We start from the raw sequence: 25,709 nt of genomic DNA on the forward strand, positions 1-25,709 counted from the left end.
TCGCCAGATATCACGATCTGTTTCACGCTGGAAAATGCCATGACCGACGCCGCCGCAAACAACCCCCATCGTCCTCTGCGCCATCGCGGTGTCGCCTACTGGTGGAGAGCGCTGGTTGGCATCCTATTGGCCGTTCTCGGCCTGCTGATCGGTTGCGGTGGCGCCTGGCTCATCGCGCTCGGCGGCTCCTGGTATTATCTGCCCGCCGGCATCGCATTGCTGCTCGCGGGCATTCTGCTGCTCGCAGGAAATATGGCCGGTGTCTGGCTTTACGTCCTGACATGGCTCGCAACGCTTGCCTGGGCCTATTGGGAGGTCGGTCTCGACAGCTGGGCGCTGATGCCGCGCGTCTTGGCTCCCACGATCATCCTCATCTTCGTCCTACTTGCCGTTCCGGCCTTCCGCGACATCGGCAGCCGAGCCCGCAGGAACGCCGCCTATGTGACAAGCCTGCTGCTGCCGGTCATTGCGCTGGGCGCGTTCGGCTTCCTGCACATCGATGCCTTGGCGCAGTCACCGGCGCAACCGCCGGCGCCTGCCGTGCAGCCCGCGCCGAACGGAGCGCCAGCCTCGCAGGACACCGCGACCCACCAGGCCGGCAATGACTGGCCGGTCTATGGCGGATCGGAATTGGGGACACGCTACTCTCCGCTCAACCAGATCACCGCAGCCAACGTTTCCAAGCTTACCCGCGCCTGGTCCTTCCACACCGGCGACATGCCGAACGAAGCGACCAAGGACCTCTACTCGCCCGAAAACACGCCGCTCGAGATCGGCGGCCATCTCTATGCCTGCTCGGCCAAGGACATCGTCATTTCCGCCGATGCCCGCAGCGGCAAGGAAGAATGGCGTTACGACCCGAAGGTCCCCGACGACGCCATACCCTATGGCGCGAGCTGTCGCGGTGTTGCCTATTTCGCCGTGCCGGGCGCCAAGGCGGATCAAGCCTGCGCGACAAGGATTCTCATCGGAACACTGGACGCGCGCCTGATCGCCATCGATGCCAAGACCGGCAAACCCTGTACGGACTTCGGCCAGCAGGGCGTCGTCGACCTCACGCAAGGCATCGGCGAGACGGTACCCGGTTGGTATTCTGTCACCGCGCCGCCGACGATCGTGCGCGGGATTGCCGTGGTCGGCGCGCAGGTCAAGGACGGTCAGGCAGAGAACGCGCCTTCGGGCGTCGTCCGCGGCTATGACGCCACCACCGGCAAGCTCGCCTGGGCATGGGACATGGGACATCCCGACCGCACCGGCGCGCCGCCTGCCGGCGACACCTACACGCGTGGCACCCCAAACATGTGGACCGTCGCCGCAGCCGATCCGCAGCTCGGTTATGTCTACCTGCCGCTCGGCAACGCCGCCGTCGATTATTACGGTGTCGACCGCAAGGATTTCGAAAACGAGTTCAACTCATCGATCGTCGCCGTCGATGTCACCACGGGCAAGCCGGTCTGGCATTTCCAGACGGTGCATCACGACCTTTGGGACTACGACCTCGGCTCACAGCCGACGCTCGTCGATTTCCCGACCGTGACCGGCAAGATCGCCGCCATCATCGTGCCCAGCAAGCAGGGCCAGATATACGTGCTCGACCGTAAGACCGGCAAGCCGCTCTTCCCAGTCGAGGAGCGCAATGTGCCTTCCGGCGGCGTCGAACCGGACAAGCTCTCCAAGACGCAGCCCTATTCAGGCTACGCGCATCTCGACCAGCCGGTGCTGACCGAGAAAGACATGTGGGGCATGAGCCCGCTGGACCAGCTCTACTGCCGCATCCAATTCCATCGCGCCTCCTATCAGGGCGAGTACACCCCGCCGACGGTCGACCGGCCCTTCATCGAATATCCCGGCTATAATGGCGGCTCTGACTGGGGCAGCATCGCTGTCGATACCGACAGCGGCGTGTTGATCGCCAATTACAACGACATGCCTAATTTCAATCAGCTCATTCCGCGCGAGAAAGCGGACCAGATGGGCTTCAGGCCGATCGACAAGGGCGGCAGTTCGAAAAAAGCCAAGGACATCGGCGACCCTCAGGCCGGATCGCCATACGCCATCGCCGTCAATGCCGGTTGGCGCCTGCCCACAGGGCTGCTGTGCTCGAAGCCGCCTTACGGCCACATCCGCGCCATCGACCTCAAGACCGGCAAGACGCTGTGGGACGAGCCGTTGGGCAGCGCCGACAATAACGGACCGTTCGGCATTCCCTCCATGCTGCCGCTTACCATCGGAACCCCGAACAACGGCGGCCCCCTGGTGACGGCCGGCGACCTGATCTTCATTGCCGCGACTACCGACGACAAGTTGCGCGCGATCGACATCAAGACCGGCAGACAGGTCTGGCAAGCCGATCTTCCCGCAGGTGGCCAGACGACGCCGATGACCTATGAGGTCGATGGCAGGCAATACATCGTCATCGCGCCCGGCGGCCATCATTTCATGGAGACCAAGGTCGGCGATGAAGTCATCGCCTACGCGTTACCGGCGGGTTGAAGGTTGAAGGGTCAAGCAACCGGCCTTTAGCTTTCCGTGTCTCAGCTTTCCAAGTCAGTGCGCCGCCGCCGCTCCGTCAGCTGTGTCGGCCGACCCCTCCGCTCCGCCAGCCGCCGGCTTCGGCGCCTGGCAAGGAAATACATCCAGATTAGAAGGAGGATCAGAGGTATGCCCGCAATGGGCAGCATCCACATGCCGATGTGAAACATGGGCCTCTCCTGTCAAGGAGATATCTATGCGTGTTCGCCGTGGGGCCTGCTCAGGTAAGCAACTGCTCAATTCTGATCGGCAGATCGCGGATGCGCTTGCCGGTGGCGTGGTAGACCGCACTGGCGACGGCGGCGGCCGTGCCGACATTGCCGAGTTCGCCGAGGCCTTTGACGCCGGCCGGGTTGACCGCATGGTCGACCTCCGGAACCAGGATCACCTGCAGGTCCTTGATGTCGGCGTTGACGGGCACAAGATAGTCCTGCAGGTCGCGATTCACATAGCGGGCGTAGCGCCGGTCGACTTCGGTCGCTTCGTGCAGCGCCTGGCCGATGCCCCAGATCATGCCGCCCATCAACTGGCTTCGCGCCGTCCGCGTGTTCATGATGCGACCGGCCGCGAATGCGCCGACAATGCGCGGCACGCGGATTTCCCTGGTGTAGCGGTTGATGCGAACTTCGACGAACTCGGCGCCGAAGGCATATTTCACCGAATCCTTGTCCTGCTCGCCACCGTGGAATTCCGGCATCCCGGCATAGAGCTTCTTCAGTGCCTCCGGCGTCGCGCCCTTGGGCGCGAACTCGGCATATTCCTCGATCGCGCCAACCTGCATGGCCTTAAAGACGTCCTCGACCTTCGCGAAGGCACCGCTCTTGGCCACGATCTTTCCGTCAGTAAGCTCAAATTCCTCGTTATGCGATCCGGCCAGCGGGGCGCCTTCCGCGGTCGCCGCTTCGTAAAGCTTGGTGCGGATAGCGTCGCAGGCCTTCAGCACCGCCGAACAGACGCTTGCCGTGGAAATCGAGCCGCCTGAGACAGGCGCGGGAGGCAGGCTGCTGTCGCCCATTTCGACGCTGATCTGTGCGATGCTGACGCCGAGCCGCTCGGAAGCCATCTGAGCGGCCACGGTGCGCACGCCGGTGCCGATCTCGTGCGAACCGCATTGCAGCCGCACATCGCCGTCGACGGTAAGGCGCACCCGCGCCGCGCATGGCGCGACGGCCGTTGGGTAAATCGCCGTTGCGCAACCCATGCCGACCAACCAGTCGCCTTCGCGCATCGCGCCGATCTTCGGATTGCGCTTGGCCCATCCGAAGGCCTCCGCTGCCTGGTCGTAGCATTGGATCAGCGAGCGGCTGGAGAACGGCTTCTTGCCGATCGGCTCCACCTTGGGCTCGTTGATGCGGCGGAACTCGACTGGATCCATGCCAAGCGCCACGGCCATCTCGTCCATGGCGTTTTCCAGCGCGTAGACATAGGGCGTCTCGGGCGGCGAACGCATGTACCCCGGCGTGTTGCGGTCCGTTTGCACCAGCGACACGTGAGTTAGAACGGAGCCATAATCATACATGCGACCGGTCGTCGATGTGCCGCCGACGACATAGGGATCCGGACGCGACGTCACTTCCCAGCCTTCATGCGCGAAGGCGGTGATGCGGCCGTCCTTGCCGGCGCCGATCCGAATGCGATGTCTGGTTTCAGCCCGATAGGTCTGGGTGCCGAAGGCCTGCATGCGGCTGGTCACGCAGCGCACCGGACGGCCAAGGCGCTTTGCGGCCACCGCGACGATTGCCGTGCGCGGCGTCATCGGCCCCTTCGACCCGAAAGCACCACCGATGAATGGGCTGACGATGCGAACCTTCGCGGGGTCCATCTTCAACTGCCGGGCAAGCTCCACCTTCCAGCCGGTCACGTTCTGCGATGGCTCGTGCACGACAAGCTGGTCGCCTTGCCACAACGCTGTGGTCGAGAACAGCTCGATCGGGTTGTGATGCTGAGTGGGTGTCGAATAGCGCTGATCGATCTTGACCGCGGCGTGGGCATAGGCGGCGTCGAAATCGCCGGCCTTCACGTCTTCCTTGAACAGAGGACTCTTGCCGGCGGCGGGAATGGTTGTCGTACCCGGGGAGTCGAAGGTCGCGGTCGGCTTCTCGTCTTCATACTCGGCGCGGATCAGTTGCGCCGCCTCTTCGGCCGCCTCGAATGTCTCGGCAACGGCGAGCGCGATAATTTGCCCATCATGGAAAATGGTCCGGTCATGCAAAGGTCCCACAGACGTCGCGCCGGAATTGCCGAATTTGGGCCTCTCGACCTTGTCCATATCGCCATAGGTCACGATATCGAGCAGCCCCGGCACGGCGCGGGCATCATCGAGATGAAGCTTCGTCACCTTCCCCTTCGCGATGCTGCTTGTGGCCAACGCGCCATAGGCAATGTTGGCGGTCGGCAGATCGGCCGGGTAATGGGCCTGGCCAGTGACTTTCAGCCGTCCATCGACACGCGGCAGCGGTTCGCCCTGATTGTCCTTGGGTCTTGGAGCGGTAGCGTCCATGGTCACACCTTCATGTCGCGGGTTTCGAGCAGAGCGCGTACCAACGTTCGCTTGCCCAACTCGATCTTGAATGCGTTGTGCTGGCGCGGTTGGGCATCGGCGAAGGCGGCGTCGGCCGCTGCCCCTGCCGCCGCCTCGTCGAGCTTGTTTCCTTGCAGTGCGGCCTCGGCCTTGCTGGCTCGCCAAGGCACCGTGGCGACGCCGCCCAGCGCGATCCGCGCTTCGCGAACGCTGTCGCCATCGAGATCAAGCGCGACGGCAGCGGAGGCCAACGCAAAGGCGTAGGATTCCCGGTCGCGGATCTTCAAGTAGAGGGAACGCCGCGCCCACGGAATGGCGGGCACGTCGATCGCGGTGATGATCTCGTCTGCGGCGAGATCGGTCTCGATATGGGGCGTATCGCCGGGCTGCCGGTGCAGCTTGGCCAGCGGGATCTTTCGCGTGCCACGCGAGCCTTCTGCGCGAACGACGGCATCGAGCGCGATAAGCGCCTGCGCAAAATCACCGTGGTAGGTAGCGATACATGCCTCGCCAGCGCCCAGCACGGCATGCTGCCGGTTGAAACCTTCAATCGCCGCGCAGCCCGAGCCGGGCACCCGCTTGTTGCAGGCCCAAGACGTCTCGCGGAAATATTCGCATCGTGTGCGCTGCAGGACGTTGCCGGCAAGGCTTGCCATGTTGCGGATCTGTCCGCTCGCGGCCAGCCGCAAGCTGTCGGCAATGACCGGATAGCGCCGCTTGACCTCGCCATGATCGGCGGCTTCGCCCATGCGCACTAGAGCGCCGAACCGGATGCCGTCTTCCGTTACCCGGATCTCCCTGAGCTCTTGCTCCTTGAGGTGGTTAAGGTCGAGCAAACGGTTCGGTTCAGCGACTCCGAGCTTCATATAGTCGGCCAGATTGGTACCGCCGGCGATGAACTGCGCGTTCGCTTGTGTCGGCTGGTCATCGCGAGTCGTAAAGCGGGACGCTGCAGCGACCGCCGCGGAGATGTCGGTTGGCTGTTCATAGACAAAGGGGCGCATATCAGGCTCCCTTCATCTCGTCGCGTGCCTGCAAGACGGCGGCGACAATGTTGGGATAGGCGGCACAGCGGCAGATGTTGCCGCTCATATATTCGCGGATGTCGTCTTCGGATTGCGCATGGCCCTCGTTGACGCAGCCGATTGCCGACATGATCTGGCCCGGCGTGCAGTAGCCGCACTGGAATGCGTCATGATCGACGAAGGCCTGCTGCATTGGATGCAGAGCGCCGTCGCTCGACGCCAGCCCCTCGATGGTTGTCACCTCCTTGCCGTTGTTCATTACGGCGAAGCTCAGGCAAGAGAGCACTCGCTTGCCGTCGACCAGCACCGTGCAGGCGCCACACTGGCCATGGTCGCAGCCCTTTTTCGTGCCGGTGAGCCCGGCATGGTCGCGCAGGGCGTCAAGCAGGCTTGTTCTGGGATCGAGCGAAAGCTCGTGACGTTGCTTGTTGATCCGAAGTGTTGTGACAATCGGCTCCCTTAGTCGCGCGCCAGACGGTCTGACTACTTCGGTTTTCGCCGATGAGGCCAGCAGAGGCACGGCTGCGGCGGCAGACACCGTACCTGTCATGAAATTTCGTCGGTTGAGACCGGTAGCATGGGAGGCTGAAGGGTGGGACATGGCTCGCTCCGTCGCTGGCTGGTCATTCGCGCTAACCACCGAGCCGAAACATTGTTCCCAATTGAGCCGCGAAACCGCCGACACTCACAAAAAGGTGCTCAACGGCCTCGGCATCAAACACGGAACACACGAGCCCGATTTCGAGTTTTGGATCGAGACAGTTGAAGTGGTGTTGATCATGAAATCGAAGCTGGTGGCGGAAACGTCAGGACAAAAGACCTTTGTGGTCGTGCTAGAACCGGGCGAAGAAGCTTTCGCCCGTCTGACCACCTTTGCGACCGAGCAGGGCATTACCGCGGCGTCGCTGACTGCGATCGGGGCGTTCGAGAAGGCGGTGGTGGGTTGGTTTGATGTCCAGTCGAAATCCTACCGGAGAATCCCTGTCCCGGAACAATGTGAGGTCCTGAGTGCGATCGGCGACATCGCTGTCGACGACAGTGGCAAATCCAGTCTTCACGTGCATGCCGTGCTTGGTCTCGGCGACGGGTCGACGCGCGGCGGGCATCTGCTTGAAGGTTTCGTGCAGCCCACGCTGGAAGTCACGGTGCTGGAATCGCCCGGCTACCTGCGCCGCAGGAAGCGGTCCGAGCTTGGCATTGCGCTGATCGACCTCGAGACGTAGCGGCGCCTCTCTCAATTCCAGGCCGAGAGAACGACCTCCATCTCGACCGTCTCGACCTGCTGGGCAAACCGTTGATGGTAGACGGTCATCAGCGCGTCATGGGTGGCGTCCGACGAGCTGCAAAGTGCATCTGTCACCAGCACGACTCGGTAGCCGATGTCGATCGCGCCGAGGACAGTGGCGAGCACGCAGACATCGGTTTCGCCGCCGGTGATCACCAACGTGTCGATCCGGCGGGCGGCGAGCTTGCTCTGCAGCCTGCCTTCCGGCCAAGGCGAATAGACATGCTTGTCGATCACTTGCGCCGGCGGACAAAATGCCCGCAGCTCAGGCAGGAGATCCACCATCTCCTGATCCACGGCCTCGATCGTCATCGAGGCCCAGCGCCCGTAATAACGCCTCCAGGTGCCGGCGCCCTGGCCCGCCCTCATCGCAGGAATGAAGCGGGTAAAGATGGTTTGCTCGGTCTTTCTTTCGACCAGCCCGGTGATTTTCGGAGCGACCCGGGTGATCCAGGGGGTTGCCCATTCCGACGGTGGCGCGAACAGGTTTTGCATGTCGACGCAAAGATGCGCGCAGCGATCGCCAAGCGGCCCATAGGTCAAGCCCGGAGCCGACATCAGAATGCCCGCCCAACTCTGCCCGAGTGAAGCGGGATGAAACGGAAGAGCGCATAGGACAACGAGCAGCAGCGGTGATTGGGACTCAAGGCCTGATCCTCGGAATGTTGGACAACGCCCAGCTTTGTCGGCTGTTCCCGACGGAAACCACAGTCCGCGAAGCGCGTTCAAGCTGGATGAATGCAACGCAGACTCTCACCAACCCGCCGACTGGCGAACGTTCAGGCGGATGCCTCTGCGGCAAGATCCGCTATCGGGTGACCGGCGACCCGCGCGTGCATTACTGTCATTGCGATATGTGCCGCCGTGCGACGGGCAGCGCCTTCGCGGTGCTCGCGTGGCTGCCTTCTGCCGACGTGTCTTGGCTGAGCGAGGAGCCTTGCTTCCGGCGGTCATCCCCTCTCGCCAAACGCGGCTTCTGTCAGACATGCGGCTCTCCGCTTGCGCTGGCATATGACGCCGCCGTCAACGAGATCGCGCTGCATGTCGGAAGCTTCGACGATCCTGCGGATCTCGAGCCGCAATACAACTACGGATCCTCGCAGCGGCTCAGTTGGGTCTGCTGCGGCGTCGACTTGCCAGATCGCGATACGGAAGAGCGATGGTAGCGGCGCGCGCGAACAGTTTTCCCTTGCCCCTGGATACGCCGCCGATGGAAGCGCGAACTGCGGAAGTGTTGCCGAAGGAGAACGGGCCTTGGCAGTATGAGCCGAAATGGGATGGGTTCCGCTGCCTTGGCTTCAAGGGCAAGGACGACGTTGATCTTCGAGCGAAATCCGGCAAGCCGCTTGGTCGTTACTTCCCGGAGCTGGTTGCCGTGGTTCAAAGCCTCGACCTCAGGAATTTCGCCGTCGACGGCGAAATCGTGATCGAGATCGACGGTCGCGCTTCCTTCGACGCGCTACAGATGCGGCTTCATCCCGCGGAAAGCCGCATTCGCAAGTTGAGCATCGAGACGCCAGCGCGGCTGATCCTTTTCGACATGCTCGTCGCGCCGGGCGGCAGGATCCTCCTCGAGGCGCCCTTGGCGGGCCGGCGCCGGGCATTGGAGGAATTCTTGTCCGGCCACGCTGGCAGGGCGCTGGGGCTATCGCCGTCGACCACCGATATTGCGATTGCCGAGCAATGGCTGCGAGGCTCGGGCCATGGTTCGACCGACGGTGTCGTCGCCAAGCCGCTCGACGAGCCGTATCGACCCGGCGAACGCGCGATGATCAAGGTCAAACGGCTGCGCACGGCCGACTGCGTGATCGGCGGCTTTCGCTATCTTAATGGCAGGCAGCAAGTCGGGTCGCTGCTTCTTGGCCTCTACAATGACGGCGGGCAGCTCGATCATGTCGGCTTCACCTCGACCATCGCCAATGACGAGCGGGCTGCTCTCACCGAGAGACTCGAGAAGTTGCGCGGCGGACCCGGCTTCACCGGCAAGGCGCCGGGCGGCCCGAGCCGCTGGAGCACCGAGCGCAGCGGAGAGTGGGAGCCGGTTCGGCCGGAACTGGTCGTCGAAGTCCGTTTCGACCACGTCACCGGCGATCGCTTCCGGCACGGGACCAAGCTCTTGCGCTGGCGGCCGGATAAAGCGCCGCGCCAGTGTACGTTCGAGCAGATCGAATAGTTTTCAATCCGCTCGCGCGATGGTGTCCGAGCTCACATTTTGAAAGCGAAGAGATCTGCGTCCGCGTCCTGTGCGCCGGCAATGGAAGCGGAAACGATCTCGGAAGCAATCTGTGAAAATGTGATCCCGTTCCCGCCATAGCCCATTACCGCATGAATACGCGGATGACCGGGCACGCTGCCAATAATGGGAAGGCCGGTGCCGGTGGCGCCAAACGTGCCGCTCCAGGCAAAAAACGCTGTCGTGTCGAGCATCGGAAAAATCCGCGCAAGCTTCTTCTCCAAGCGCTCGGTCTTTTCCGGCGTCAACGCATCGCGCCTTTCCTCGTCGGTGAAATCCTCATCCTCACCCCCGCAGACCACGCGCCCGTCAGAGGTGGCACGCAGATAGAGATAGGGATCGGAGGCCTCCCAGATCATGGCGGCCTGCGGCCATATCTTGTTGGGCTGCGGCCTGGTCGCGATCGCCCATGTGGAAATTACGCGATGGTCTGTCGCCGGCACGACATCGAGGAGTTCGTAGCCCGTAGTCAGGACCAGATGCCTCGCTTTGATGCTCGGGCCCTGCCGCGTCCCAACTGTCACGCCCAGGCGATTGTCCTCCAGGGTCGTTGCTTCAGCGGGCGCGTAAAAGCGGGCCTTCCGCTCCAGTGCGTGAAGCAGCAAACCAGAGGTGAGCTTTCTCGGATCGAGCGCGAGATTGTCGTGACTGAGAATGGCCGCAGCGCGATCGATACCGAACGCGCTGCGCAGCTCATTGCGGGGCATAAAGGACGCCGCGATGCCTGCCTGCCGCCGTGCCTCTGCTTCCTGGCGCAGGTCCGAGGCGCCAAGCCTTTCGCCCGCGAGATAGAGCGATGGCGTGCACACGCACTGGCAATGGATGCCGAGTTCGCCAATGCGGCCGCGCAGGTTTATGACCGCGAGCCGGGAGCGTCGCCAAGCCTCGCGAGCGGCACTGTTTCCCATCATCCTGGACAGTCTTGTCAGCGGCTGATCTATCTCGAACTGGACGAGTGCCGTCGTCGCGGCGGTCGATCCCCTCAGCGGCCCGCGTCTGTCGATGCAAATGACGGAACGGCCGTCGCGGGTCAGCGCCTCGGCCATCATTGCGCCGCTGATGCCCATACCGACGATAAGCACGTCGGTTTTCACGTCGCGCATCAGGCGATCCACCGGCACAGAAGGTGGGCGATAGGCAGACCAGACAGGCGTGCCGCTCCTAAGATCGAGCTTGCGAGGCATGAACGTTCCCGGTTTCGCACGATAAGTCAGAACCCGGCTTTGGCGTTCCCTTGCTCCAGTGCAGATGCCAGTCTGCCGAACAATGCGTCAGTGGAACCAACGGTCTTGCGGGGGATTGGTCAACGGAAGCTCTCAGCATTTGGAGAACGCCATGGACCCCCGCAGCAAGCGATCCGAAAAGCAGGATGAAGCCGAAGCCCCCACCATCGAGCAACAGGACTGGGATTCCTTCGAGGGTACTGAAGTGCTTCCCGACAGTGCGGTGACTGAGAACGGCCCTGATCTGCGCGAGACCGAGGGTGCCTTACCCGAGGAGGATGACGATAATCCCGATCAGGAGAGCGACGAAGCCCTGCCCGACGATGAGGAGGAACGGGTGCTGTCGCGCGATCCTTCCAAGGAAGGCACCCGTTTCGACGAGATATAGACATCTCGATTAGGTTATTCGTTTCGAGGAGGAACAAAGCCTGTGATGCCCGGTTGAGCTAGCAGCATAGGAGACACCCATGGTACGCTTGCCTTTGGCCCTCGCGGCTGCCCTTCTCGCCACTTCGGCGTTCGCTCAAACCGACGCGCCTGCTCCATCCACGACGGAAAAGACCGGGGTCAATTCGGTGCTGGGCGTTGCACCCTCCACGCAGGATTTCGTCACGGAAGCGGCGACCAGCGACATGTTCGAAATCGAATCGAGCAAGCTCGCGCTCGAACGCTCCGACGACGCGACGAAGGCTTTCGCGCAACAGATGGTTACCGATCATGAGAAGACCACGGCTGACCTCAACGGCCTGGTGACCGGCGGGAAGGTCAAAGCAACGCTGCCGGTTGCGATGACGGACAAGCAGCAGTCGACGCTCAAAGATCTCAAAGCGTTGCAGGGCGCCGATTTCACCAAGCGGTACCACTCGATACAGGTCGATGCCCACGAGGATGCCGTCGATCTTTTCAAGCGCTACGGCGATGGAGGTGAGCAGGCGGACCTCAAGGCGTGGGCGGCGGCGACGCTGCCGCATCTCCAGCACCACCTCGACATGGCCAACGGTCTCAACAAGTAAGCATCTGACAATATTGGAGCCGCCTCAGGAGGCGGCTCTCGCTTCTGCCTTTGCGCGCGGAGGTCCACCATGGCCAAAACTGTCGGAGATTTCCTGGTTTCCCGGCTCCACAGCTGGGGCGTGCGCAGGATGTTCGGCTACCCCGGCGACGGCATCAATGGCGTCTTCGGAGCGCTGGGCCGGGCCAAGGACAAGATCGAATTCATCCAGGCGCGGCATGAGGAAATGGCCGCTTTCATGGCATCCGCCTACGCCAAGTTCGGCGGCGAGCTTGGCGTCTGTATCGCCACATCCGGGCCAGGAGCCACCCATCTGGTCACCGGTCTCTATGATGCGCGCATGGACCACCAGCCGGTTCTCGCCATCGTCGGCCAACAGGCACGCGCGGCGATCGGAGGCCACTACCAGCAGGAGGTCGACCTGGCGGCGCTGTTCAAGGATGTTGCCGGCGAATTCGTCCATCAGGCTTCCGTGCCCGCCCAGGTCCGCCACCTCGTCGATCGAGCCGTGAGGATTGCATTGGCAAAGAGGACCGTCACCGCGCTCATCCTGCCCAACGACCTTCAGGAATTGCCCTACGAAGAACCGGGGCGTGTCCATGGCACGGTGCATTCCGGCGTCGGCTACCGGCGACCGAAGGTCATTCCCCATCAGGACGATCTGAAAGCCGCCGCCGACATCCTGAACAGTGGCGAGCGCGTTGCCATGCTCGTGGGCGCGGGAGCACTCGAGGCGACCGACGAGGTCATTGCCGTGTCGGATCGGTTGCGCGCCGGCGCCGCCAAGGCGCTTCTCGGCAAGGCAGCTCTGCCCGATGCCTTGCCCTGGGTGACAGGATCGATCGGCCTGCTTGGCACCGAGCCGTCATGGAAATTGATGCAGGAATGCGACACGCTGCTGATGATCGGATCGGGCTTTCCCTATTCTGAGTTCCTGCCGAAGGAAGGTCAGGCACGCGGCATACAGATCGATATCGACCCCGCAATGATGTCGCTGCGATATCCCATGGATGTCACCCTTGTCGGCGATGCAGCGGAAACGCTCGACGCGCTACTGCCTCTCCTTAAGCAAAAAAGGAAGCGCGATTGGCGCGGCGATATCGAGCGAAACGTCGAGAAATGGTGGAAGCTGCTCGGCAAGCGCGCCCACGCCAAGGCCAGTCCGGTCAACCCGCAGCTCGTGGCTTGGGAGCTTTCAACCCGCTTGCCGGACGATGTGATCCTCACCAGCGACTCCGGCTCCTGCGCCAACTGGTACGCTCGCGACGTCAAGATCCGGCGCGGCATGATGTGCTCGCTGTCCGGCGGCCTCGCCTCCATGGGCGCCGCGGTTCCCTACGCCATCGCGGCCAAGTTCGCCCATCCCGACCGCCCGGTCGTCGGCCTCGTCGGTGACGGCGCCATGCAGATGAACAACATGGCGGAACTGATTACCGTGCAGAAATACTGGAAGAACTGGGACGACCCTCGTTTCGTCATTTGTGTCTACAACAACGAAGACCTCAACCAGGTCACCTGGGAACAGCGCGTGATGGAAGGCGATCCGAAATTCGAAGCCTCGCAGCGCATTCCCGATGTGCCTTATCACCGCTTCGCGGAACTCATTGGTCTTAAGGGTATTCTCATCGATCGGTCCGCCGATCTCGGCCAAGCCTGGGACGACGCCCTGTTCTCCGATATGCCGGTCGTCCTCGAGGTCAAAACCGACCCGGAAGTTCCACCTCTGCCGCCGCACTTCACACTTAAGCAGGTCAAGAATTTCGCCACCGCGCTGGCCAAGGGCGACCCCAGTGAGGCGAAAGTCGTCGACGGAACGGTCAGACAGGTTTTGAGCTCGGTCTTGCCGGGCGCCGATTAGAAACGGCTCCGCTCAATGGCCGGTCTTGTCGTGGGGATCGGCGACCCGCTTGCTTTCCGGCGAGCCGCGCTCCCGCAGCCATATGGCCAGCAAAACCAGCACGCCCGTCGATAGGAATTCACTCTGCCAGTTCTGGAAACTCTCGAACCAGAATTGGCCGGAAGCGAGATGGGCTAATAGGGATTCCACCGGCTGCCCATGCTGTATCGCCTGTTCGTTCGCATGACGCGTGCTTTGCCAAAGGTGGATCACGAAGGTGAACGCGAAAATCAGCAAGAGGACGAACCCAAGCGAGTGAGAGTATGCCCAAAGCACCGCGCCGCCTCGCCTTACCGGCCAAGGTGCATTGGGATCGCGCCTATGCAATTTCGGATCGTCGTTCTCGGGCGAGTCGGCGTCTGGATCCTTCGATTCCGCTGAGCCCCGTTGCACCAGATAAGCGGTCAGAAAGACATAGGCCCACTTCTCCAGGAACTCGCTTTCCCAGTTCTCAAAGACGCTTTCGAGGAACTCGCCTGATCCGAGGAAAGAGACGAACGGCCGGCTGGAGAGGCCATGCATCAGTCGATCCTGCTGGTCGGCAAAATAGCCGGCGATCGACTGCCCGATCAGGCAGCCCAGGAAAATGCAGAACACCGCGATCAGCAGGCCGTTGTCCTTGACGAACTTCACCATGTCACCCCGTCTGGCGAAAGGTCGGCTAGGCCAGGCACGGCTATTCCTTCACATAAGCTCCAGGCTGGCGGCCCGTTTTTGGCGCCTTGGTGTCTTTCGAGTGTTCCGAGACGGCGGGCCCGGCGCCGGACGTCTTCTCGGTCGACGGGCTGGGTGTCGGTTGCCGCTGGTTCTGTCCGTCGCGCTGATGCTTCCGGTCTTGAACTTCTTCGACCGGCCGTGTCAGGCCCATCCCGCCGGATGGCTTCTTGTTGGCCGCTGCTTCCTGCGAGAAGGCGTCGTTCGGATCCGGCCGGTCCTTGGTTACGGGCTTTCGTGCGCCGTTTTCATATTCGGTAGGCATCGCTCTTCTCCGTTGTCGTTCAACGGAAACAGTGCCGCCGGCCTGTTGTTCCGACGGCCGGTATCCTTTGACGGTGCTCGCACTGGAAACGCGGGCGGAAAAGGTCTTATCGATCCGCCATGCGTTTGAAGCGGCTGGGGCGGTGTTTACGCCTGCAGGTCCATCCTAAATCAACCTGTCGGACGGCGAAGCGGGTGTTATTGGCTGCAATGGCATGTGAGAGCCCGCCCCTCGGCAAGACGGGCTCTCTGCCAGGTTGAGGGACTCCCGGCAACCGGCAACTGCCGGCATATCAGGAACGGCGCCTCTCGCATCTTGTTGCGCCCGCGGCCGCTTCTTTCTCGATCCTGTCGACCGCCGTCTTGATCCGGTCAGGATCCTCGTGCTCCAGCCCGACGACTTCGTTGCGCGTTTCCTTCAAGGCGACGGCGATCTCGTCGAACTTGGCATGGATCGCCGCAGTGTCGCGAAAGCCCTGAACCAGCACTACGCCGGCGATGATGGCGGCGACCGACAACGCGTAGGTGACCGGGTGCTCAGGCCAAAAGGCACGAACAGCGCATACCAGGTTTGCTCCCTGAAGAGCGGTACTTACAACTGCGCTTCGGCTGCAACCGATCACGGTTCGGTGCGTTCAAATCGACCAGGGAGGCTGCATGTCAAAACCAATCGATACGTGGCACGGCGCTTACGACCCGCAAACCTTTGCGGACAAACATGGTTTGACGCTGGCGCAAGCCAAGATTGTCATCAGTTCCAATGGACCGTCCAAGCACGGTTGCGATATGGGCGCCGTTGCTTTCCTTAACGCCTTGAAGATGAGGGAGACGCGCAAGCCTGCCCGACGTCGGCCCAATAGCGTGAGTTAATATGCGCCCTCACGAACGATCGCGCGGATTTCCAAGTGAGGGGTCGCGTCGGCGGGTATAGCCATTCACGCGCGGCAAGCTGTCGTCCATGACGATGAAGGGGAGCCGCATTTCCCAATAGGCCTGGGCCTGCGGCGCAAACTTCTCAGGCGCATCCATGAAACCGATCGAGACATAGAACTCGTCCGCGAGGCCCTGATCGGCGTAGCCGATGGAGGTACCACATTCTTCGCAGAACGATCGGACCACGCCTCTGGTCTTGGAGAATGTCTTGGGGTCCGCGCCTGTCCATTTCACGTCGTCCGGCCGGTATCCGATCCAGACGGTAAGCGGGCTGCCGATCGCCCGCCGGCAATCGTCGTCGTGATCGAAGCAGATCCAGAATGGCTCTCCGGCAAATTCCGCTGAAACCTTGCCGCAGAAGCAACGGCCTTGTTCAATACGAGTCATCGAGTGGCGTCTCCTGCAATGCCGCTTGCGGCTACAACATCAGGAGAGCCTGTCGGTTCCTGAACCAATCAGTTGCGGGTGAGCTTGATATTCTCCACCTCGGTCCAACATAAGCGCAGTCAGACGCGGACACCTGTCAAGCTCGAGCCGGGTCTTCTGGCCTTCCGCAAGCTCAATGCATATTGCTCTGACTCAAAACTGCGAACCACCCTTGCCGTCTTCGCGAATGGTGATGTGCCATTCGCCGCAAATTTCCGTCAGGGCAACCCCGTTAAGAAGGTGAAGTTCCTGCCACATACTCGTTCCCGCCGTCTGTTTGGGGCGAAAGCATCGTGGGATCGTTCAGCCGTCTGCGCCGTTGCATGATAGCCCCTCCCAAACGCCCGCGTGCCTCATCCAACCGAATCCTTCCTTTGCATTGGATCGCGCGGCGACGCCCGCGCGACAACGGCAGACAACAATTGCAGCTAGGCGCGCCGGATTGCACCTTGGCCCATCGTCTTTGCAGAACTGACTTGGAACGGAATTCCTCGTGGCTAGTTCACGGCGGCAGGGGGAACACAGTTGAACTTTTTCCAAGAAATCGAAGCGTTGGTCAGTGCCGCGCAGGCCGATAGCGCCGAACGCGCTCGAGCGTTGCTTGCGCGTTTTAGAACGTCGCAGGATCGAACCACTGCAATCGACGAATTCATGCTCGACTTTGTGACACTGGTTTTCGTTATCGATCACGGTGAGGCCGGCTATGAGAAGTCGCTGAGGAAGCTGACTTTGCTCAAGCTAGAAAAAATCAAGCGGCTGGTTTCCTTACCGGCCTAGAAGGAATGCGCTATGCACTTCAGTCTTCGCTGACACCCGGATAATTGCTGCCTGCCAACAGTCCGGCCAGATGAACCGCGTTGGCAGCAGCCATCTCGATGGCCTTGGCGACCTTGTCGGGAGTATCGGGCAGATCAACATAGTTTACGTCCCCCATCGCCTCTCCCACCCAATAGACGCCTGCGTTGGCTGGCACCGTGAAGCCGACGTCGTTCAGCGCCTGATAGCACTCAGCGTGGCAATGATGGGCGCCGTCCTCGTTGCCGACGATAGCGACCAAGGCAACTTTTCCGGCGGCCGGCATTCGGCCCTTGTCATCCGTCTCGTCGAGAAAAGCATCCATCCGTTCCATCACACGTTTGGCGACGCTGGAAGGCTGGCCCAGCCATATCGGCGTGCCGAGGATAAAGATATCGGCGGCCAGAATCTTCTTGCGCAGCTTCGGCCAGTCGTCGCCCTTTCCCATATCCGAAAGCACGCCCGGCTTTATGTGGTGATCCATGGCACGCGCGGTCTCACCCTTCACTCCATGGGCCTGGAGCGCGGAAAGCATATCGGCTAGAATCTTGTGTGTGGAGGACTTCTCCTTGTCGTCGGATGCTTTCAGCGAACAATTGAGGGCAAAGGCAGTGGGCATTGGTTTTTCCTGTTACAGGTGCGGGATGATCGAAACTCAGCCGGAGCGCATCACGCCCGGCTCCTCCGTGGGCAGGTCCTCTGGAGGACTGTCCCTCGAGACATCAGAGAAATTGACGGTCGCGATCAGATAGCCGGCGTCGTCATAGACTTTGACCTGGGATTCCGAATGGTCAGCATCTGGAGAAGTGCTCGCTGCAGCCTTCGCCAATTCCACAGCCTTGGGGCTGGCCAGGTCGGTGCTCGCAAGCTCTTCGTCGATCAGGTTGGACCGACCGCCAGTGACCACCTCGAACCGAAAATTGGGCATTGCTGTTTTCCCTGACGGAGAAGCTTTGCTGGCGTTTAGATCGCACAGACCCCGCAGACGTCTCGGACGCGTCATTTTTCCTTATTGATCGGAAACGTCGCGTCGCCATCCTTCTTCCTTGAGATGACGCGTGGATCGGCGCTTACGACACCGTCATTCTTGCCGCCCTTGTGACGTTTCTCGGACTGGGCTTCGGCGTCGCGCTCGGGTGGGCGATCCGATTTCGAACGAACGATCGATCTGTCGGCCATAACATCTTCCTATTGCTTCGGCGCTGCGGGCTTGGGGGCCTGTGTACCTTGCTGGTCACCGCCAGTGCTCGATTTCGCGGTTTGATCCTTCTCGGCCTGAGGGTTCTAATCCGGGGTTGGTTGCTCACCGAACTCATGTTCGAGCTATCGACGCCGTTATCGCTGCATCCGGCGATGAGGCCTGCCAAGCATTTCATCTTGCGTTTCCTTTAGCGCTGAACTGCCGATGCATAAGAATGTTCCAAGGCCCTGCCGCTTCATGGCGTAGGGCGGCGCACCCTCTCCTCCGTATTCCTCGGAGCCCCGCCCCGATCACGAAATATTTCGGCCGGAACGCACGGCATGCTCCCGGATTGAAGGAAAGCGGGATTCAAAAAAACAGGAATCGGATGGGCAACTGGGACGCCAGCCGACGTGTGAAGGCTGACCGATCGCGCACCGAGATCGCCGCTCCCGGAGGCCGAACGCAATGCGGCGCAAAGCATGTCGTTTGCGCACCGAGCCACCCCCTTTTCGAGCAAGAAGGATTGAGTGATGACCAAGTCGCCCCGCCGCGTGACAAATGAGGCCGTTATCCACGACCAAAGATTGGTACGCGGCGAAGGCGGCGAACTGCATCAGCGAGCCAGTGGGGACGATGATGTCCTTACCACTGCCCAAGGCGGTCCGGTTTCGGACGATCAGAACTCACTCAGGATCGGCCCGCGTGGACCGACGGTCCTCGAGGACTTCCACTTTCGCGAGAAGATCTTCCATTTCGACCATGAGCGCATACCCGAGCGCGTCGTGCATGCGCGCGGCTACGGCGCACACGGGTATTTTGAGACCTACCAGTCGCTCGCCAAATACACTCGCGCCGACATCTTCCAACGCGCCGGCGAGAAGACGCCGGCCTTCGTGCGCTTTTCCACGGTCGCCGGCTCCAAGGGCTCATTCGATCTGGCGCGCGACGTCCGTGGCTTCGCGGTCAAACTCTATACGAAGGAGGGAAACTGGGACATCGTCGGCAACAATATCCCGGTCTTCTTCATCCAGGACGCGATCAAGTTCCCCGACATGATCCATGCCGTCAAAGAGGAGCCCGACCGGGCCTTTCCGCAGGCCCAGTCCGCGCACGACAATTTCTGGGACTTCATCTCACTCACGCCTGAGTCGATGCACATGATCATGTGGGTCATGTCGGATCGCGCGATACCACGCTCCTTCCGTTTCATGGAGGGTTTCGGCGTTCACACCTTCCGCTTCCTGAACGCCAAGGACGAATCCACATTCGTCAAGTTCCACTGGAAGCCGAAACTGGGTCTGCAGTCTGTCGCCTGGAACGAAGCGGTGAAGATCAATGGGGCGGACCCCGACTTCCATCGCCGCGATCTTTGGCAGGCCATCCAATCCGGCAATTTCCCGGAATGGGAGCTGCGCGTTCAGCTATTCGACCAGGATTTCGCTGACAGCTTTGCCTTCGATGTGCTGGATCCGACGAAGATAATTCCGGAGGAAGAGCTCGAACCGATCCCGGTCGGCCGGCTGGTGCTCGATCGCATGCCCGACAATTTCTTCGCCGAGACCGAGCAGGTGGCATTCATGACGCAGAATGTACCGCCCGGCGTCGACTTCTCTAACGACCCGCTGCTGCAGGGCCGTAACTTCTCCTATCTCGACACGCAGCTGAAGCGGCTGGGCAGCCCCAACTTCACGCACATTCCTATCAACGCGCCTAAGTGTCCGTTTCATCATTTCCAGCAGGACGGGCACATGGCGATCCGCAATCCGACTGGACGGGTAAACTACCAACCAAACTCATTTGGCGAGGGTCCGCGGGAATCGCCGGAGCGTGGTTTTCGCTCTTTCGCCGATGTGGAAGAGGGTCAAAAGGTCCGCCTGCGCGCCGAAAGCTTCGCCGACCACTACAGCCAGGCGCGGCAGTTCTTTAACAGCCAGACACCGCCGGAGCAGCGCCATATCGCGATGGCTTTGACTTTCGAACTCAGCAAGGTCGAGACGCCGGCTATCCGCGAGCGAATGATCGCGCATCTCATCAACATCGACGAAGGGCTGGCGGTGACGGTTGCGGACAGGCTCGGGATCAAGGAATTGCCGAAGGCTGCCGACGCTGCCGTCGCCACAAGAAACGATCTGGAGCCGTCGCCGGCGCTGAGCATCGTCGAGAATGGGCCAAAGAGTTTTGCAGGCCGCAAGATTGGTGCGCTCGTCAGCGCAGGAGCTGATGCGGCGCTTCTCAAGCGCCTACAAACGGCCGTCGAAAAGGAAGGCGCCACCATGGAGGTTATCGCTCCGAAGGTCGGCGGTGTCGAAGCCGGCGACGGCAGCTGGATTGAAGGCCGGCACATGATCGACGGTGGTCCCTCCGTTCTGTTCGATGCGGTCGCCCTTGTCCTGACCGAAGATGGCGCCGAGCGCCTGACCGGCGAGGCTGGCGCGCGCGACTTCGTTGCCGACGCGTTTGCGCATTGCAAATTCATAGCCTTCACAGCCGGCGCCATGCCCTTGTTGCAGAAAGCGGGCGTCGACCCCGAGGCCGACGAAGGCATGATCGCTCTCGACGATCCGAAGGCGATTGCCGGCTTTCTGGAATCGTGCCGCAAGCTGCGTCTTTGGAGCCGGGAAATGGCGGTCAAACTATGACAGGGTTGTTGTCGGCACAGGAGGCTCGAATGCAACTGACGCGAACGGAAACTCAAGACCGGAGATTTGATACAGCTTGTGCGCTTCCGCGGCGAGGGAGGCGAATGCGTCACCGTTGAGATGGCTACAAGGGGGCAATCACGCACCCGCCTTAGAGCGTGCGAAGCCATCCTGGTTCAGACGGCTACTTTCGATAAAGCGTCCACCGCCTATGACGCCGAAAGCAACGGCAATTTCGACCAGGTCACGTTGGGCGCTGCGGAGGACGAAGGCGGTGTACCGCGACGGCGATGGCAGCCGCCTGGTTCCTCCATCCAGAATGCCGAACCGAGAGGCGGCGCGCGAGGAAGCCGTCCGCTCCGCAATAGATGTCCTGGTCGATCGTCAACCCGGCATAGGCGATCTGTCGGGCTGGCTGGTGCGTGTTCGGGACGAAGCTGGCCGGCTGGTCTGCGTCATTACCGTTGAAGAGGCCGAAACTGCTCGCAAGACCCAAGGCGAGCGGTAACGCAAGCTGGCGCCGTGAGCAGAGCCGAGGTCTCCGTCACTGACGTTTATTGTTTCCACCGCTCTTTCCCAAACGATCGAGAATTTCTCGGAGTCCGTCGGGAAGCCATCTTTCAACTTTGAAAAGAGGCAGGCCGCGCAAGTGCCGCCGCATTCTTTCGTTGGCGAACTGCTTTCTCAGCAGTTTCGCAAGGCCGTCGCTTTGATCTTGATCCCGAGACATGGTTCGAACCGTTCTTTAATGTTCCAACTCGGCCAAATTCCACTGGTTCCTAGTGACTCCAATGTTGTTGTCGGCGCTGATGAAAAGAAAAACTCGCCTCAAGACAAGCCCGGGCCGGAGTAATGAAGCGCTCTTGGGCTAACGAGCGAGGAAGGCACCGAGGAAGGCGAAAGCGGCTGCGGCTTCCCCGCACTGTCGGCTGCCTGCATCGCCTTTGTCTTTGCATCCTCGACTTTGCAATGACGGCATCGACATGCGCCTTGGCATCGGTCTCGGAAAGGCCCCGTTCGTGTAGCGCCCAGTTGGGCGAGATACGTCTCACGGCGGTGGACGAGGATTCTTCGGTGACCTCGACTGGCGAGATAGCGGAACTCATCGGATCCTCCTATCGCGCGAAAAGCATGATCAGGAGGATGATCGGATTGAAACTCCAAGTAGCCAAAGCAATAGGCCGCGTTCCATGGTGACCTCCGTTTTAGGTGAGCGGCTTGATCTCCAACAACCGCCAACACAAATGGTTCGTTCCGCGCGCTTTTCTTGAGCTTCTTGTTCGCCAAAAAGGAACCTGGGGGTTCCGCTCACGTTCGGGGTGATGGTCAAACACGCGCTTCGAGAAGCCTTAACCTTGGGCGGCGTCTTCACTTCGCGGCCCTCGGCCTTTTTGATCCTTGCCGCCTTCACCGTCAGTTGGATCATCTTCGAGCGTGAGACGTTCGACTGGCACGGCGTTGCCACTCTGGTCACTTGGGCGATGACACTCTTCATTCAGCGGGCGGAGCATCGCGACACGCAGGCCTTGCAGGCGAAGTTGGATGAGCTCATCCGGGCGACCAGCGCCGCGAGTGACGATGTTACGGAGATCGACGACAAGGAACCGGAAGAGATTGAAAAGGAACGGTCGGCCGCTAGCGAACAGACAGGCTGAACTTTCGGCTTCGTTGCGCGGCATCACCAAGTCGTGAACCACGGCGCCAAGGACCCGATTTCTCCGAAGGAACTTACCCTCCTCGCAATTGTTGCAGGCCTAAGCATCGTTCGCGAGCACAGCCATGAATCCCTCCACCACCGACCACGTCAAAATCGCAAAATATGATCATCCCACGGGCGGATGGGGTTCCCTAAAGTCGTTGATCCGTCGGGCGAGGGCCGAGGGGCTGCTGATGTCCGGTATCTGGAACACCCTGCTGCGGCAGAACAAACCGGACGGCTATATGTGCGTTTCCTGCTCATGGGCCAAGCCAGCGGAGCCTCGTCCGTTCGAGTTTTGCGAAAACGGCGCCAAGGCCACGATGTGGGATCAGACGAAGCGTCGATGCGGGCCAGATTTCTTTGCCTCGCATTCGGTCAATGAGTTGCTCGACTGGCCGGATCACGATCTTGAAAAGCAAGGCCGGCTTCTCGAGCCGATGCGATACAACGAGGTCACGGATAAGTACGAGCCGGTGTCGTGGGAAGAGGCGTTCCGCAGCATCGGAGAGGAGTTGAACAAGCTCGATCCGAAATCGGTTGTTTTCTACACCTCCGGCCGCGCCTCGCTCGAAGCGTCGTTCATGTACCAGCTCTTCGCTCGCATCTACGGGTCAAGCAACCTGCCTGACTCCTCGAACATGTGTCACGAGTCTACCTCCGTGGGGCTGCCGGAATGTATCGGTTCGCCGGTCGGCACAGTGCAGCTCGAGGATTTCGCGCATTGCGACATGATGTTCTTCTTCGGCCACAACACGGGCGTCAACGCACCGCGTCTGCTTCACCCCGTCGAAGAGGCGCGTCGGCGCGGCGTCCCGGTCATAACATTCAATCCCCTCCCCGAGCGCGGCCTGAAGCGTTTCAAGAACCCGCAGGACCCGCGCGAGATGCTCTCGCCGGGTCCCGGAACGAAGATGTCGAGCGACTTCCTTCAGCTTCGTGGCGGCGGAGATATTGCAGCGATGACGGGCATCGCGAAAGCCGTGCTGGCGCTTGATGACGCGGCTAAGCAAACAGGAGCGCCTTGTGTTCTCGACACCGCGTTTATCGAAGAGCATACGCACGGCTTCGATGCCTTCGAAGCCTATGTGCGCGGGACCTCGTGGAAGAACATCGAGGCGCGTTCGGGCCTAAAGCAGGCCGACCTCGAACATGTCGCGTACGTCTACAGCCGCGCCTCGGCGGTGATCGGCAACTATGGAATGGGGCTGACGCAGCATCGGCACGGGACTGAAAACGTTCACATGCTCTGCAACCTGCTGATGATGCGCGGTAACGTCGGCAAGAGGGGCGCCGGCATTTCGCCGCTGCGCGGCCACTCCAACGTTCAAGGGCAGCGCACGGTCGGCATATCGGAGAAGCCGGAGCTCGTGCCGCTCGACAAATTCGCCGAGTTCTATCGGTTCGAGCCGCCGCGAGAAAAGGGCCTTGACACCGTCGAGACCTGTGAGGGCGTGATCGACGGGTCCGTGAAGGCCTTCATCGGACTGGGAGGCAATTTCGTTCGCGCCGTGCCGGAGACCGGCTTGGTCGAGGCGTCGTGGCGACATCTGAGACTGCACGTCCAGATAGCTACCAAGCTCAACCGCAGCCATCTGATCCCGGGCGCTGTCACCTATCTTTTGCCCTGCCTGTCTCGCATCGAGAAAGACCGGCAGGCAACCGGCGAGCAACACGTGTCGATGGAAGATTCGACGGCCTGCATCCATGGCTCCTTCGGCTATCGGCCGCCCGCCAGTCCTAAACTGCTTTCCGAGCCAAAAATAATCGCGGAACTCGCCAAGGCCACGGTGGCTGCCAAGAGCTCGATCCCCTGGGACGAATGGATTGACGACTATGCGCGCATTCGAGACGAGATCGAACGCTGCTATCCGCAGCACTTCAAGGACTTCAACAAGCGGTTTCTGACGCCTGGCGGATTTCATCGCGATATCAAGGCATCGAACCGAGTGTGGGAGACGCCGAACAAAAAGGCGAACTTCAAGCCGCCGACCGCACTGGAGACCGATCCGGACGTAGATACTGCGCGGCCGGGTGTGTTGACACTGATCACCATTCGCTCGAACGATCAGTTCAACACCACCGTATATGGCTACAACGATCGACTGCGTGGCATCTACGGAACGCGCATGGTGCTGCTGATGAACGATGATGACATCCGTGCCATCGGCCTCCGCGAAGGACAGGAGATCGACGTGATTTCGGCTGCCGATGACGGGATCGAGCGTTGCGTTCGAGGATTGAGGGTAACACCCTACTCAATCCCGCGCGGCAATTGCGCTGGCTATTATCCCGAGCTTAATCCACTGATCCCGCTTTGGCATCGCGCGGAGAAGGCGCATGTGCCGGCGGCAAAATCGGTGCCGGTGCGGATCATCAGGCCTGAGTGAGGCGCGTGGCCTGACGGCCATTGGTTGTCGTCCTAAATGGGCGCTTGGGCGGTCAAGTGCCGATGTCGATCGAAGATGAACGAATGGCCGCTTCCATGGAATGCCATCTCGAACCTCCGATAAGCAGCGCAAAGCTGCCGTTCGCGACGCTAGACGGACTGAATATCAGAAACGCGAAAGGCGGCGTCGCCGCCAAGCGTTGCCGCGAGGGCGCCGCTAACCTACGGAAATGTCGACCCTATTCTGAGACGGCTGAAGACACGCCAAAACTGGCGGCCTGAATGGCGGGCCCGGAGGACATGGTTAGGACATTGATTTCATCGCGTTTTTTGTGGGAAAAATCACGAAGCTTCCCGTACCGTTCCGTATGCTTCCGCGAGCAACCAGCCAGGCATCTACCGAAAGTCTCCATCGCCTCGGTCTCAAGACCTGGTCCAAAGGTTCAAATCACACCCAAGATCAAGCACTGACGTGGCGCTCGGCGCGTCCAACTGCTTAAATGACCCTCTCCGCGCGTTCAGCTCTCCTCCTCGAGCTCCTGAAAAGCATTTCGAATGGCTGCGACTAGCGTCGCTATCGAATAAGGCTTCTGCACCCATCCCAGCGGTCTGGCCGCTTCAGCTCGAAGCTTCACGTCGCGATCGCTATGCGCCGTCGTAAAGATGCACCGTATGCCAAGATCGCGGTACAATTCCAGGGCGGCCTCGATTCCGTCCCGCTTGCCAAGCAAGCGGATATCCATCAGCGCAAGCGCCGGCTTGGTTGATAGCGCCAAATTTATTGCCTCATCGGCGCTGGTCGCGAGGCCCGCCAGCGAAAAGCCTTCGGCCAGCAGTCCGGCCTCTATGTCCAGCGCGATCAGATAATCGTCTTCGACGACCAAGATCATGTGGCTCCGAGTGGTCTCGGCCTGTCCGCCGCTCATATCATCCCGGGAGAAA

The 25,709-nt window shown here is 61.0% G+C and carries 26 protein-coding genes; 13 read left to right on the plus strand and 13 right to left on the minus strand.

The window, feature by feature from the left end; all coding sequences use genetic code 11:
* Positions 1-39 precede the first annotated feature (39 nt).
* Positions 40-2,493: a membrane-bound PQQ-dependent dehydrogenase, glucose/quinate/shikimate family gene (locus tag FJW10_RS09700; RefSeq protein WP_140899918.1), complete on the plus strand. Its 2,454-nt coding sequence runs from the start codon at positions 40-42 to the stop codon at positions 2,491-2,493.
* A gap of 259 nt (positions 2,494-2,752) precedes the next feature.
* Here FJW10_RS09700 and FJW10_RS09705 read toward each other — a convergent pair whose 3' ends face one another.
* Genes FJW10_RS09705 through FJW10_RS09715 form a run of 3 tightly spaced genes read right to left on the minus strand, consistent with a single transcriptional unit; the run spans position 2,753 to position 6,679 of the window.
* Positions 2,753-5,032, minus strand: a complete 2,280-nt coding sequence (locus FJW10_RS09705; RefSeq protein WP_140899919.1) for a xanthine dehydrogenase family protein molybdopterin-binding subunit — start codon at positions 5,030-5,032, stop codon at positions 2,753-2,755.
* A gap of 2 nt (positions 5,033-5,034) precedes the next feature.
* Complete coding sequence (locus tag FJW10_RS09710; RefSeq protein ID WP_140899920.1) at positions 5,035-6,057, minus strand: xanthine dehydrogenase family protein subunit M; 1,023 nt, start codon at positions 6,055-6,057, stop codon at positions 5,035-5,037.
* Position 6,058: 1 nt separating this feature from the next.
* A complete protein-coding gene (locus FJW10_RS09715; protein ID WP_140899921.1) occupies positions 6,059-6,679 on the minus strand; it encodes a (2Fe-2S)-binding protein in 621 nt (206 codons plus the stop codon).
* Between the two features lie 178 nt (positions 6,680-6,857).
* Between FJW10_RS09715 and FJW10_RS09720 the strand changes: the two genes are divergently transcribed.
* Positions 6,858-7,301, plus strand: coding sequence for a PPC domain-containing DNA-binding protein (locus FJW10_RS09720; RefSeq protein WP_140900018.1), 444 nt, complete (start codon positions 6,858-6,860; stop codon positions 7,299-7,301).
* 11 nt (positions 7,302-7,312) lie between these two features.
* On the opposite strand, the gene FJW10_RS09725 is transcribed toward FJW10_RS09720, so the two are convergent.
* Positions 7,313-7,921, minus strand: coding sequence for an isochorismatase family cysteine hydrolase (locus tag FJW10_RS09725; protein WP_140899922.1), 609 nt, complete (start codon positions 7,919-7,921; stop codon positions 7,313-7,315).
* A 104-nt stretch (positions 7,922-8,025) separates the two neighbouring features.
* Here FJW10_RS09725 and FJW10_RS09730 point away from each other — a divergent pair, with 104 nt between their 5' ends.
* Both FJW10_RS09730 and FJW10_RS09735 read left to right on the plus strand, forming a co-directional pair.
* Positions 8,026-8,529: a GFA family protein gene (locus FJW10_RS09730; protein WP_140899923.1), complete on the plus strand. Its 504-nt coding sequence runs from the start codon at positions 8,026-8,028 to the stop codon at positions 8,527-8,529.
* Positions 8,523-9,536 carry an ATP-dependent DNA ligase gene (locus FJW10_RS09735; RefSeq protein WP_140899924.1) on the plus strand — a complete coding sequence of 338 codons (1,014 nt, stop codon included), beginning with the start codon at positions 8,523-8,525 and terminating at the stop codon, positions 9,534-9,536. The genes FJW10_RS09730 and FJW10_RS09735 overlap by 7 nt, the downstream gene beginning before the upstream one ends.
* Before the next feature lie 32 nt (positions 9,537-9,568).
* Here the strand turns inward: FJW10_RS09735 and FJW10_RS09740 are convergent, their stop codons facing one another.
* Positions 9,569-10,780, minus strand: coding sequence for an FAD-binding oxidoreductase (locus tag FJW10_RS09740; protein WP_140899925.1), 1,212 nt, complete (start codon positions 10,778-10,780; stop codon positions 9,569-9,571).
* A 151-nt stretch (positions 10,781-10,931) separates the two neighbouring features.
* Here FJW10_RS09740 and FJW10_RS09745 point away from each other — a divergent pair, with 151 nt between their 5' ends.
* The 3 genes from FJW10_RS09745 (at position 10,932) to FJW10_RS09755 (ending at position 13,689) form a co-directional block, all read left to right on the plus strand.
* The gene (locus FJW10_RS09745; RefSeq protein ID WP_140899926.1) at positions 10,932-11,207 is read left to right on the plus strand and encodes a hypothetical protein; all 276 of its coding nucleotides are present in this window, start codon (positions 10,932-10,934) and stop codon (positions 11,205-11,207) included.
* A gap of 79 nt (positions 11,208-11,286) precedes the next feature.
* Complete coding sequence (locus tag FJW10_RS09750) at positions 11,287-11,832, plus strand: DUF4142 domain-containing protein (protein WP_140899927.1); 546 nt, start codon at positions 11,287-11,289, stop codon at positions 11,830-11,832.
* Between the two features lie 69 nt (positions 11,833-11,901).
* Positions 11,902-13,689 carry a thiamine pyrophosphate-requiring protein gene (locus tag FJW10_RS09755; RefSeq protein WP_140899928.1) on the plus strand — a complete coding sequence of 596 codons (1,788 nt, stop codon included), beginning with the start codon at positions 11,902-11,904 and terminating at the stop codon, positions 13,687-13,689.
* A gap of 12 nt (positions 13,690-13,701) precedes the next feature.
* Here the strand turns inward: FJW10_RS09755 and FJW10_RS09760 are convergent, their stop codons facing one another.
* The 3 genes from FJW10_RS09760 to FJW10_RS09770 all read right to left on the minus strand — a co-directional run bounded on the left by FJW10_RS09760 (position 13,702) and on the right by FJW10_RS09770 (position 15,275).
* On the minus strand, positions 13,702-14,364 hold the full coding sequence (locus FJW10_RS09760; RefSeq protein ID WP_140899929.1) for a DUF6766 family protein: 663 nt from the start codon (positions 14,362-14,364) through the stop codon (positions 13,702-13,704).
* Between the two features lie 40 nt (positions 14,365-14,404).
* Complete coding sequence (locus tag FJW10_RS09765; protein ID WP_140828368.1) at positions 14,405-14,707, minus strand: hypothetical protein; 303 nt, start codon at positions 14,705-14,707, stop codon at positions 14,405-14,407.
* A 292-nt stretch (positions 14,708-14,999) separates the two neighbouring features.
* Positions 15,000-15,275: a hypothetical protein gene (locus FJW10_RS09770; RefSeq protein ID WP_140829510.1), complete on the minus strand. Its 276-nt coding sequence runs from the start codon at positions 15,273-15,275 to the stop codon at positions 15,000-15,002.
* An 88-nt stretch (positions 15,276-15,363) separates the two neighbouring features.
* On the opposite strand from FJW10_RS09770, the gene FJW10_RS09775 reads away from it, so the two are divergent.
* On the plus strand, positions 15,364-15,576 hold the full coding sequence (locus FJW10_RS09775; protein WP_140828366.1) for a hypothetical protein: 213 nt from the start codon (positions 15,364-15,366) through the stop codon (positions 15,574-15,576).
* Positions 15,577-15,585: 9 nt separating this feature from the next.
* Here the strand turns inward: FJW10_RS09775 and FJW10_RS09780 are convergent, their stop codons facing one another.
* The gene (locus FJW10_RS09780) at positions 15,586-16,026 is read right to left on the minus strand and encodes a GFA family protein (protein WP_140828364.1); all 441 of its coding nucleotides are present in this window, start codon (positions 16,024-16,026) and stop codon (positions 15,586-15,588) included.
* A gap of 564 nt (positions 16,027-16,590) precedes the next feature.
* Here FJW10_RS09780 and FJW10_RS09785 point away from each other — a divergent pair.
* Entirely contained in the window at positions 16,591-16,842 is a 252-nt protein-coding gene (locus FJW10_RS09785; RefSeq protein ID WP_140828360.1) for a hypothetical protein, read from the plus strand.
* Between the two features lie 19 nt (positions 16,843-16,861).
* Here FJW10_RS09785 and FJW10_RS09790 read toward each other — a convergent pair whose 3' ends face one another.
* From FJW10_RS09790 to FJW10_RS09800, 3 genes are all read right to left on the minus strand, one after another.
* Positions 16,862-17,479 (minus strand): NAD(P)H-dependent oxidoreductase, encoded by a 618-nt coding sequence (locus FJW10_RS09790; RefSeq protein WP_140899930.1) that lies wholly within the window; start codon positions 17,477-17,479, stop codon positions 16,862-16,864.
* Between the two features lie 36 nt (positions 17,480-17,515).
* On the minus strand, positions 17,516-17,788 hold the full coding sequence (locus tag FJW10_RS09795) for a hypothetical protein (protein WP_140899931.1): 273 nt from the start codon (positions 17,786-17,788) through the stop codon (positions 17,516-17,518).
* A gap of 71 nt (positions 17,789-17,859) precedes the next feature.
* Positions 17,860-18,039: a hypothetical protein gene (locus FJW10_RS09800; RefSeq protein WP_140899932.1), complete on the minus strand. Its 180-nt coding sequence runs from the start codon at positions 18,037-18,039 to the stop codon at positions 17,860-17,862.
* Between the two features lie 534 nt (positions 18,040-18,573).
* Between FJW10_RS09800 and FJW10_RS09805 the strand changes: the two genes are divergently transcribed.
* The 4 genes from FJW10_RS09805 to FJW10_RS09820 all read left to right on the plus strand — a co-directional run bounded on the left by FJW10_RS09805 (position 18,574) and on the right by FJW10_RS09820 (position 24,768).
* Positions 18,574-20,682 carry a catalase gene (locus tag FJW10_RS09805; protein ID WP_140899933.1) on the plus strand — a complete coding sequence of 703 codons (2,109 nt, stop codon included), beginning with the start codon at positions 18,574-18,576 and terminating at the stop codon, positions 20,680-20,682.
* Between the two features lie 274 nt (positions 20,683-20,956).
* Entirely contained in the window at positions 20,957-21,190 is a 234-nt protein-coding gene (locus FJW10_RS09810; protein WP_140899934.1) for a hypothetical protein, read from the plus strand.
* A gap of 847 nt (positions 21,191-22,037) precedes the next feature.
* A complete protein-coding gene (locus FJW10_RS09815) occupies positions 22,038-22,337 on the plus strand; it encodes a low affinity iron permease family protein (protein WP_348639752.1) in 300 nt (99 codons plus the stop codon).
* Between the two features lie 124 nt (positions 22,338-22,461).
* Positions 22,462-24,768, plus strand: coding sequence for an FdhF/YdeP family oxidoreductase (locus FJW10_RS09820; RefSeq protein ID WP_140899936.1), 2,307 nt, complete (start codon positions 22,462-22,464; stop codon positions 24,766-24,768).
* Positions 24,769-25,285: 517 nt separating this feature from the next.
* Here the strand turns inward: FJW10_RS09820 and FJW10_RS09825 are convergent.
* Entirely contained in the window at positions 25,286-25,657 is a 372-nt protein-coding gene (locus tag FJW10_RS09825; protein WP_140828336.1) for a response regulator, read from the minus strand.
* Between the last annotated feature and the right edge of the window lie 52 nt (positions 25,658-25,709).

The sequence above is a fragment of the Mesorhizobium sp. B4-1-1 genome, from assembly GCF_006439375.1.
Taxonomy (GTDB): domain Bacteria; phylum Pseudomonadota; class Alphaproteobacteria; order Rhizobiales; family Rhizobiaceae; genus Mesorhizobium.

Excerpts from the sequence above, each read along its gene's own strand:
- FJW10_RS09700 (WP_140899918.1), top strand. The coding sequence starts at position 40 with ATGACCGACGCCGCCGCAAACAACCCCCATCGTCCTCTGCGCCATCGC.
- FJW10_RS09705 (WP_140899919.1), bottom strand. The coding sequence starts at position 5,032 with ATGGACGCTACCGCTCCAAGACCCAAGGACAATCAGGGCGAACCGCTG.
- FJW10_RS09710 (WP_140899920.1), bottom strand. The coding sequence starts at position 6,057 with ATGCGCCCCTTTGTCTATGAACAGCCAACCGACATCTCCGCGGCGGTC.
- FJW10_RS09715 (WP_140899921.1), bottom strand. The coding sequence starts at position 6,679 with ATGTCCCACCCTTCAGCCTCCCATGCTACCGGTCTCAACCGACGAAAT.
- FJW10_RS09720 (WP_140900018.1), top strand. The coding sequence starts at position 6,858 with ATGAAATCGAAGCTGGTGGCGGAAACGTCAGGACAAAAGACCTTTGTG.
- FJW10_RS09725 (WP_140899922.1), bottom strand. The coding sequence starts at position 7,921 with ATGTCGGCTCCGGGCTTGACCTATGGGCCGCTTGGCGATCGCTGCGCG.
- FJW10_RS09730 (WP_140899923.1), top strand. The coding sequence starts at position 8,026 with ATGTTGGACAACGCCCAGCTTTGTCGGCTGTTCCCGACGGAAACCACA.
- FJW10_RS09735 (WP_140899924.1), top strand. The coding sequence starts at position 8,523 with ATGGTAGCGGCGCGCGCGAACAGTTTTCCCTTGCCCCTGGATACGCCG.
- FJW10_RS09740 (WP_140899925.1), bottom strand. The coding sequence starts at position 10,780 with ATGCCTCGCAAGCTCGATCTTAGGAGCGGCACGCCTGTCTGGTCTGCC.
- FJW10_RS09745 (WP_140899926.1), top strand. The coding sequence starts at position 10,932 with ATGGACCCCCGCAGCAAGCGATCCGAAAAGCAGGATGAAGCCGAAGCC.
- FJW10_RS09750 (WP_140899927.1), top strand. The coding sequence starts at position 11,287 with ATGGTACGCTTGCCTTTGGCCCTCGCGGCTGCCCTTCTCGCCACTTCG.
- FJW10_RS09755 (WP_140899928.1), top strand. The coding sequence starts at position 11,902 with ATGGCCAAAACTGTCGGAGATTTCCTGGTTTCCCGGCTCCACAGCTGG.
- FJW10_RS09760 (WP_140899929.1), bottom strand. The coding sequence starts at position 14,364 with ATGGTGAAGTTCGTCAAGGACAACGGCCTGCTGATCGCGGTGTTCTGC.
- FJW10_RS09765 (WP_140828368.1), bottom strand. The coding sequence starts at position 14,707 with ATGCCTACCGAATATGAAAACGGCGCACGAAAGCCCGTAACCAAGGAC.
- FJW10_RS09775 (WP_140828366.1), top strand. The coding sequence starts at position 15,364 with ATGTCAAAACCAATCGATACGTGGCACGGCGCTTACGACCCGCAAACC.
- FJW10_RS09780 (WP_140828364.1), bottom strand. The coding sequence starts at position 16,026 with ATGACTCGTATTGAACAAGGCCGTTGCTTCTGCGGCAAGGTTTCAGCG.
- FJW10_RS09790 (WP_140899930.1), bottom strand. The coding sequence starts at position 17,479 with ATGCCCACTGCCTTTGCCCTCAATTGTTCGCTGAAAGCATCCGACGAC.
- FJW10_RS09795 (WP_140899931.1), bottom strand. The coding sequence starts at position 17,788 with ATGCCCAATTTTCGGTTCGAGGTGGTCACTGGCGGTCGGTCCAACCTG.
- FJW10_RS09800 (WP_140899932.1), bottom strand. The coding sequence starts at position 18,039 with ATGGCCGACAGATCGATCGTTCGTTCGAAATCGGATCGCCCACCCGAG.
- FJW10_RS09805 (WP_140899933.1), top strand. The coding sequence starts at position 18,574 with ATGACCAAGTCGCCCCGCCGCGTGACAAATGAGGCCGTTATCCACGAC.
- FJW10_RS09820 (WP_140899936.1), top strand. The coding sequence starts at position 22,462 with ATGAATCCCTCCACCACCGACCACGTCAAAATCGCAAAATATGATCAT.
- FJW10_RS09825 (WP_140828336.1), bottom strand. The coding sequence starts at position 25,657 with ATGATCTTGGTCGTCGAAGACGATTATCTGATCGCGCTGGACATAGAG.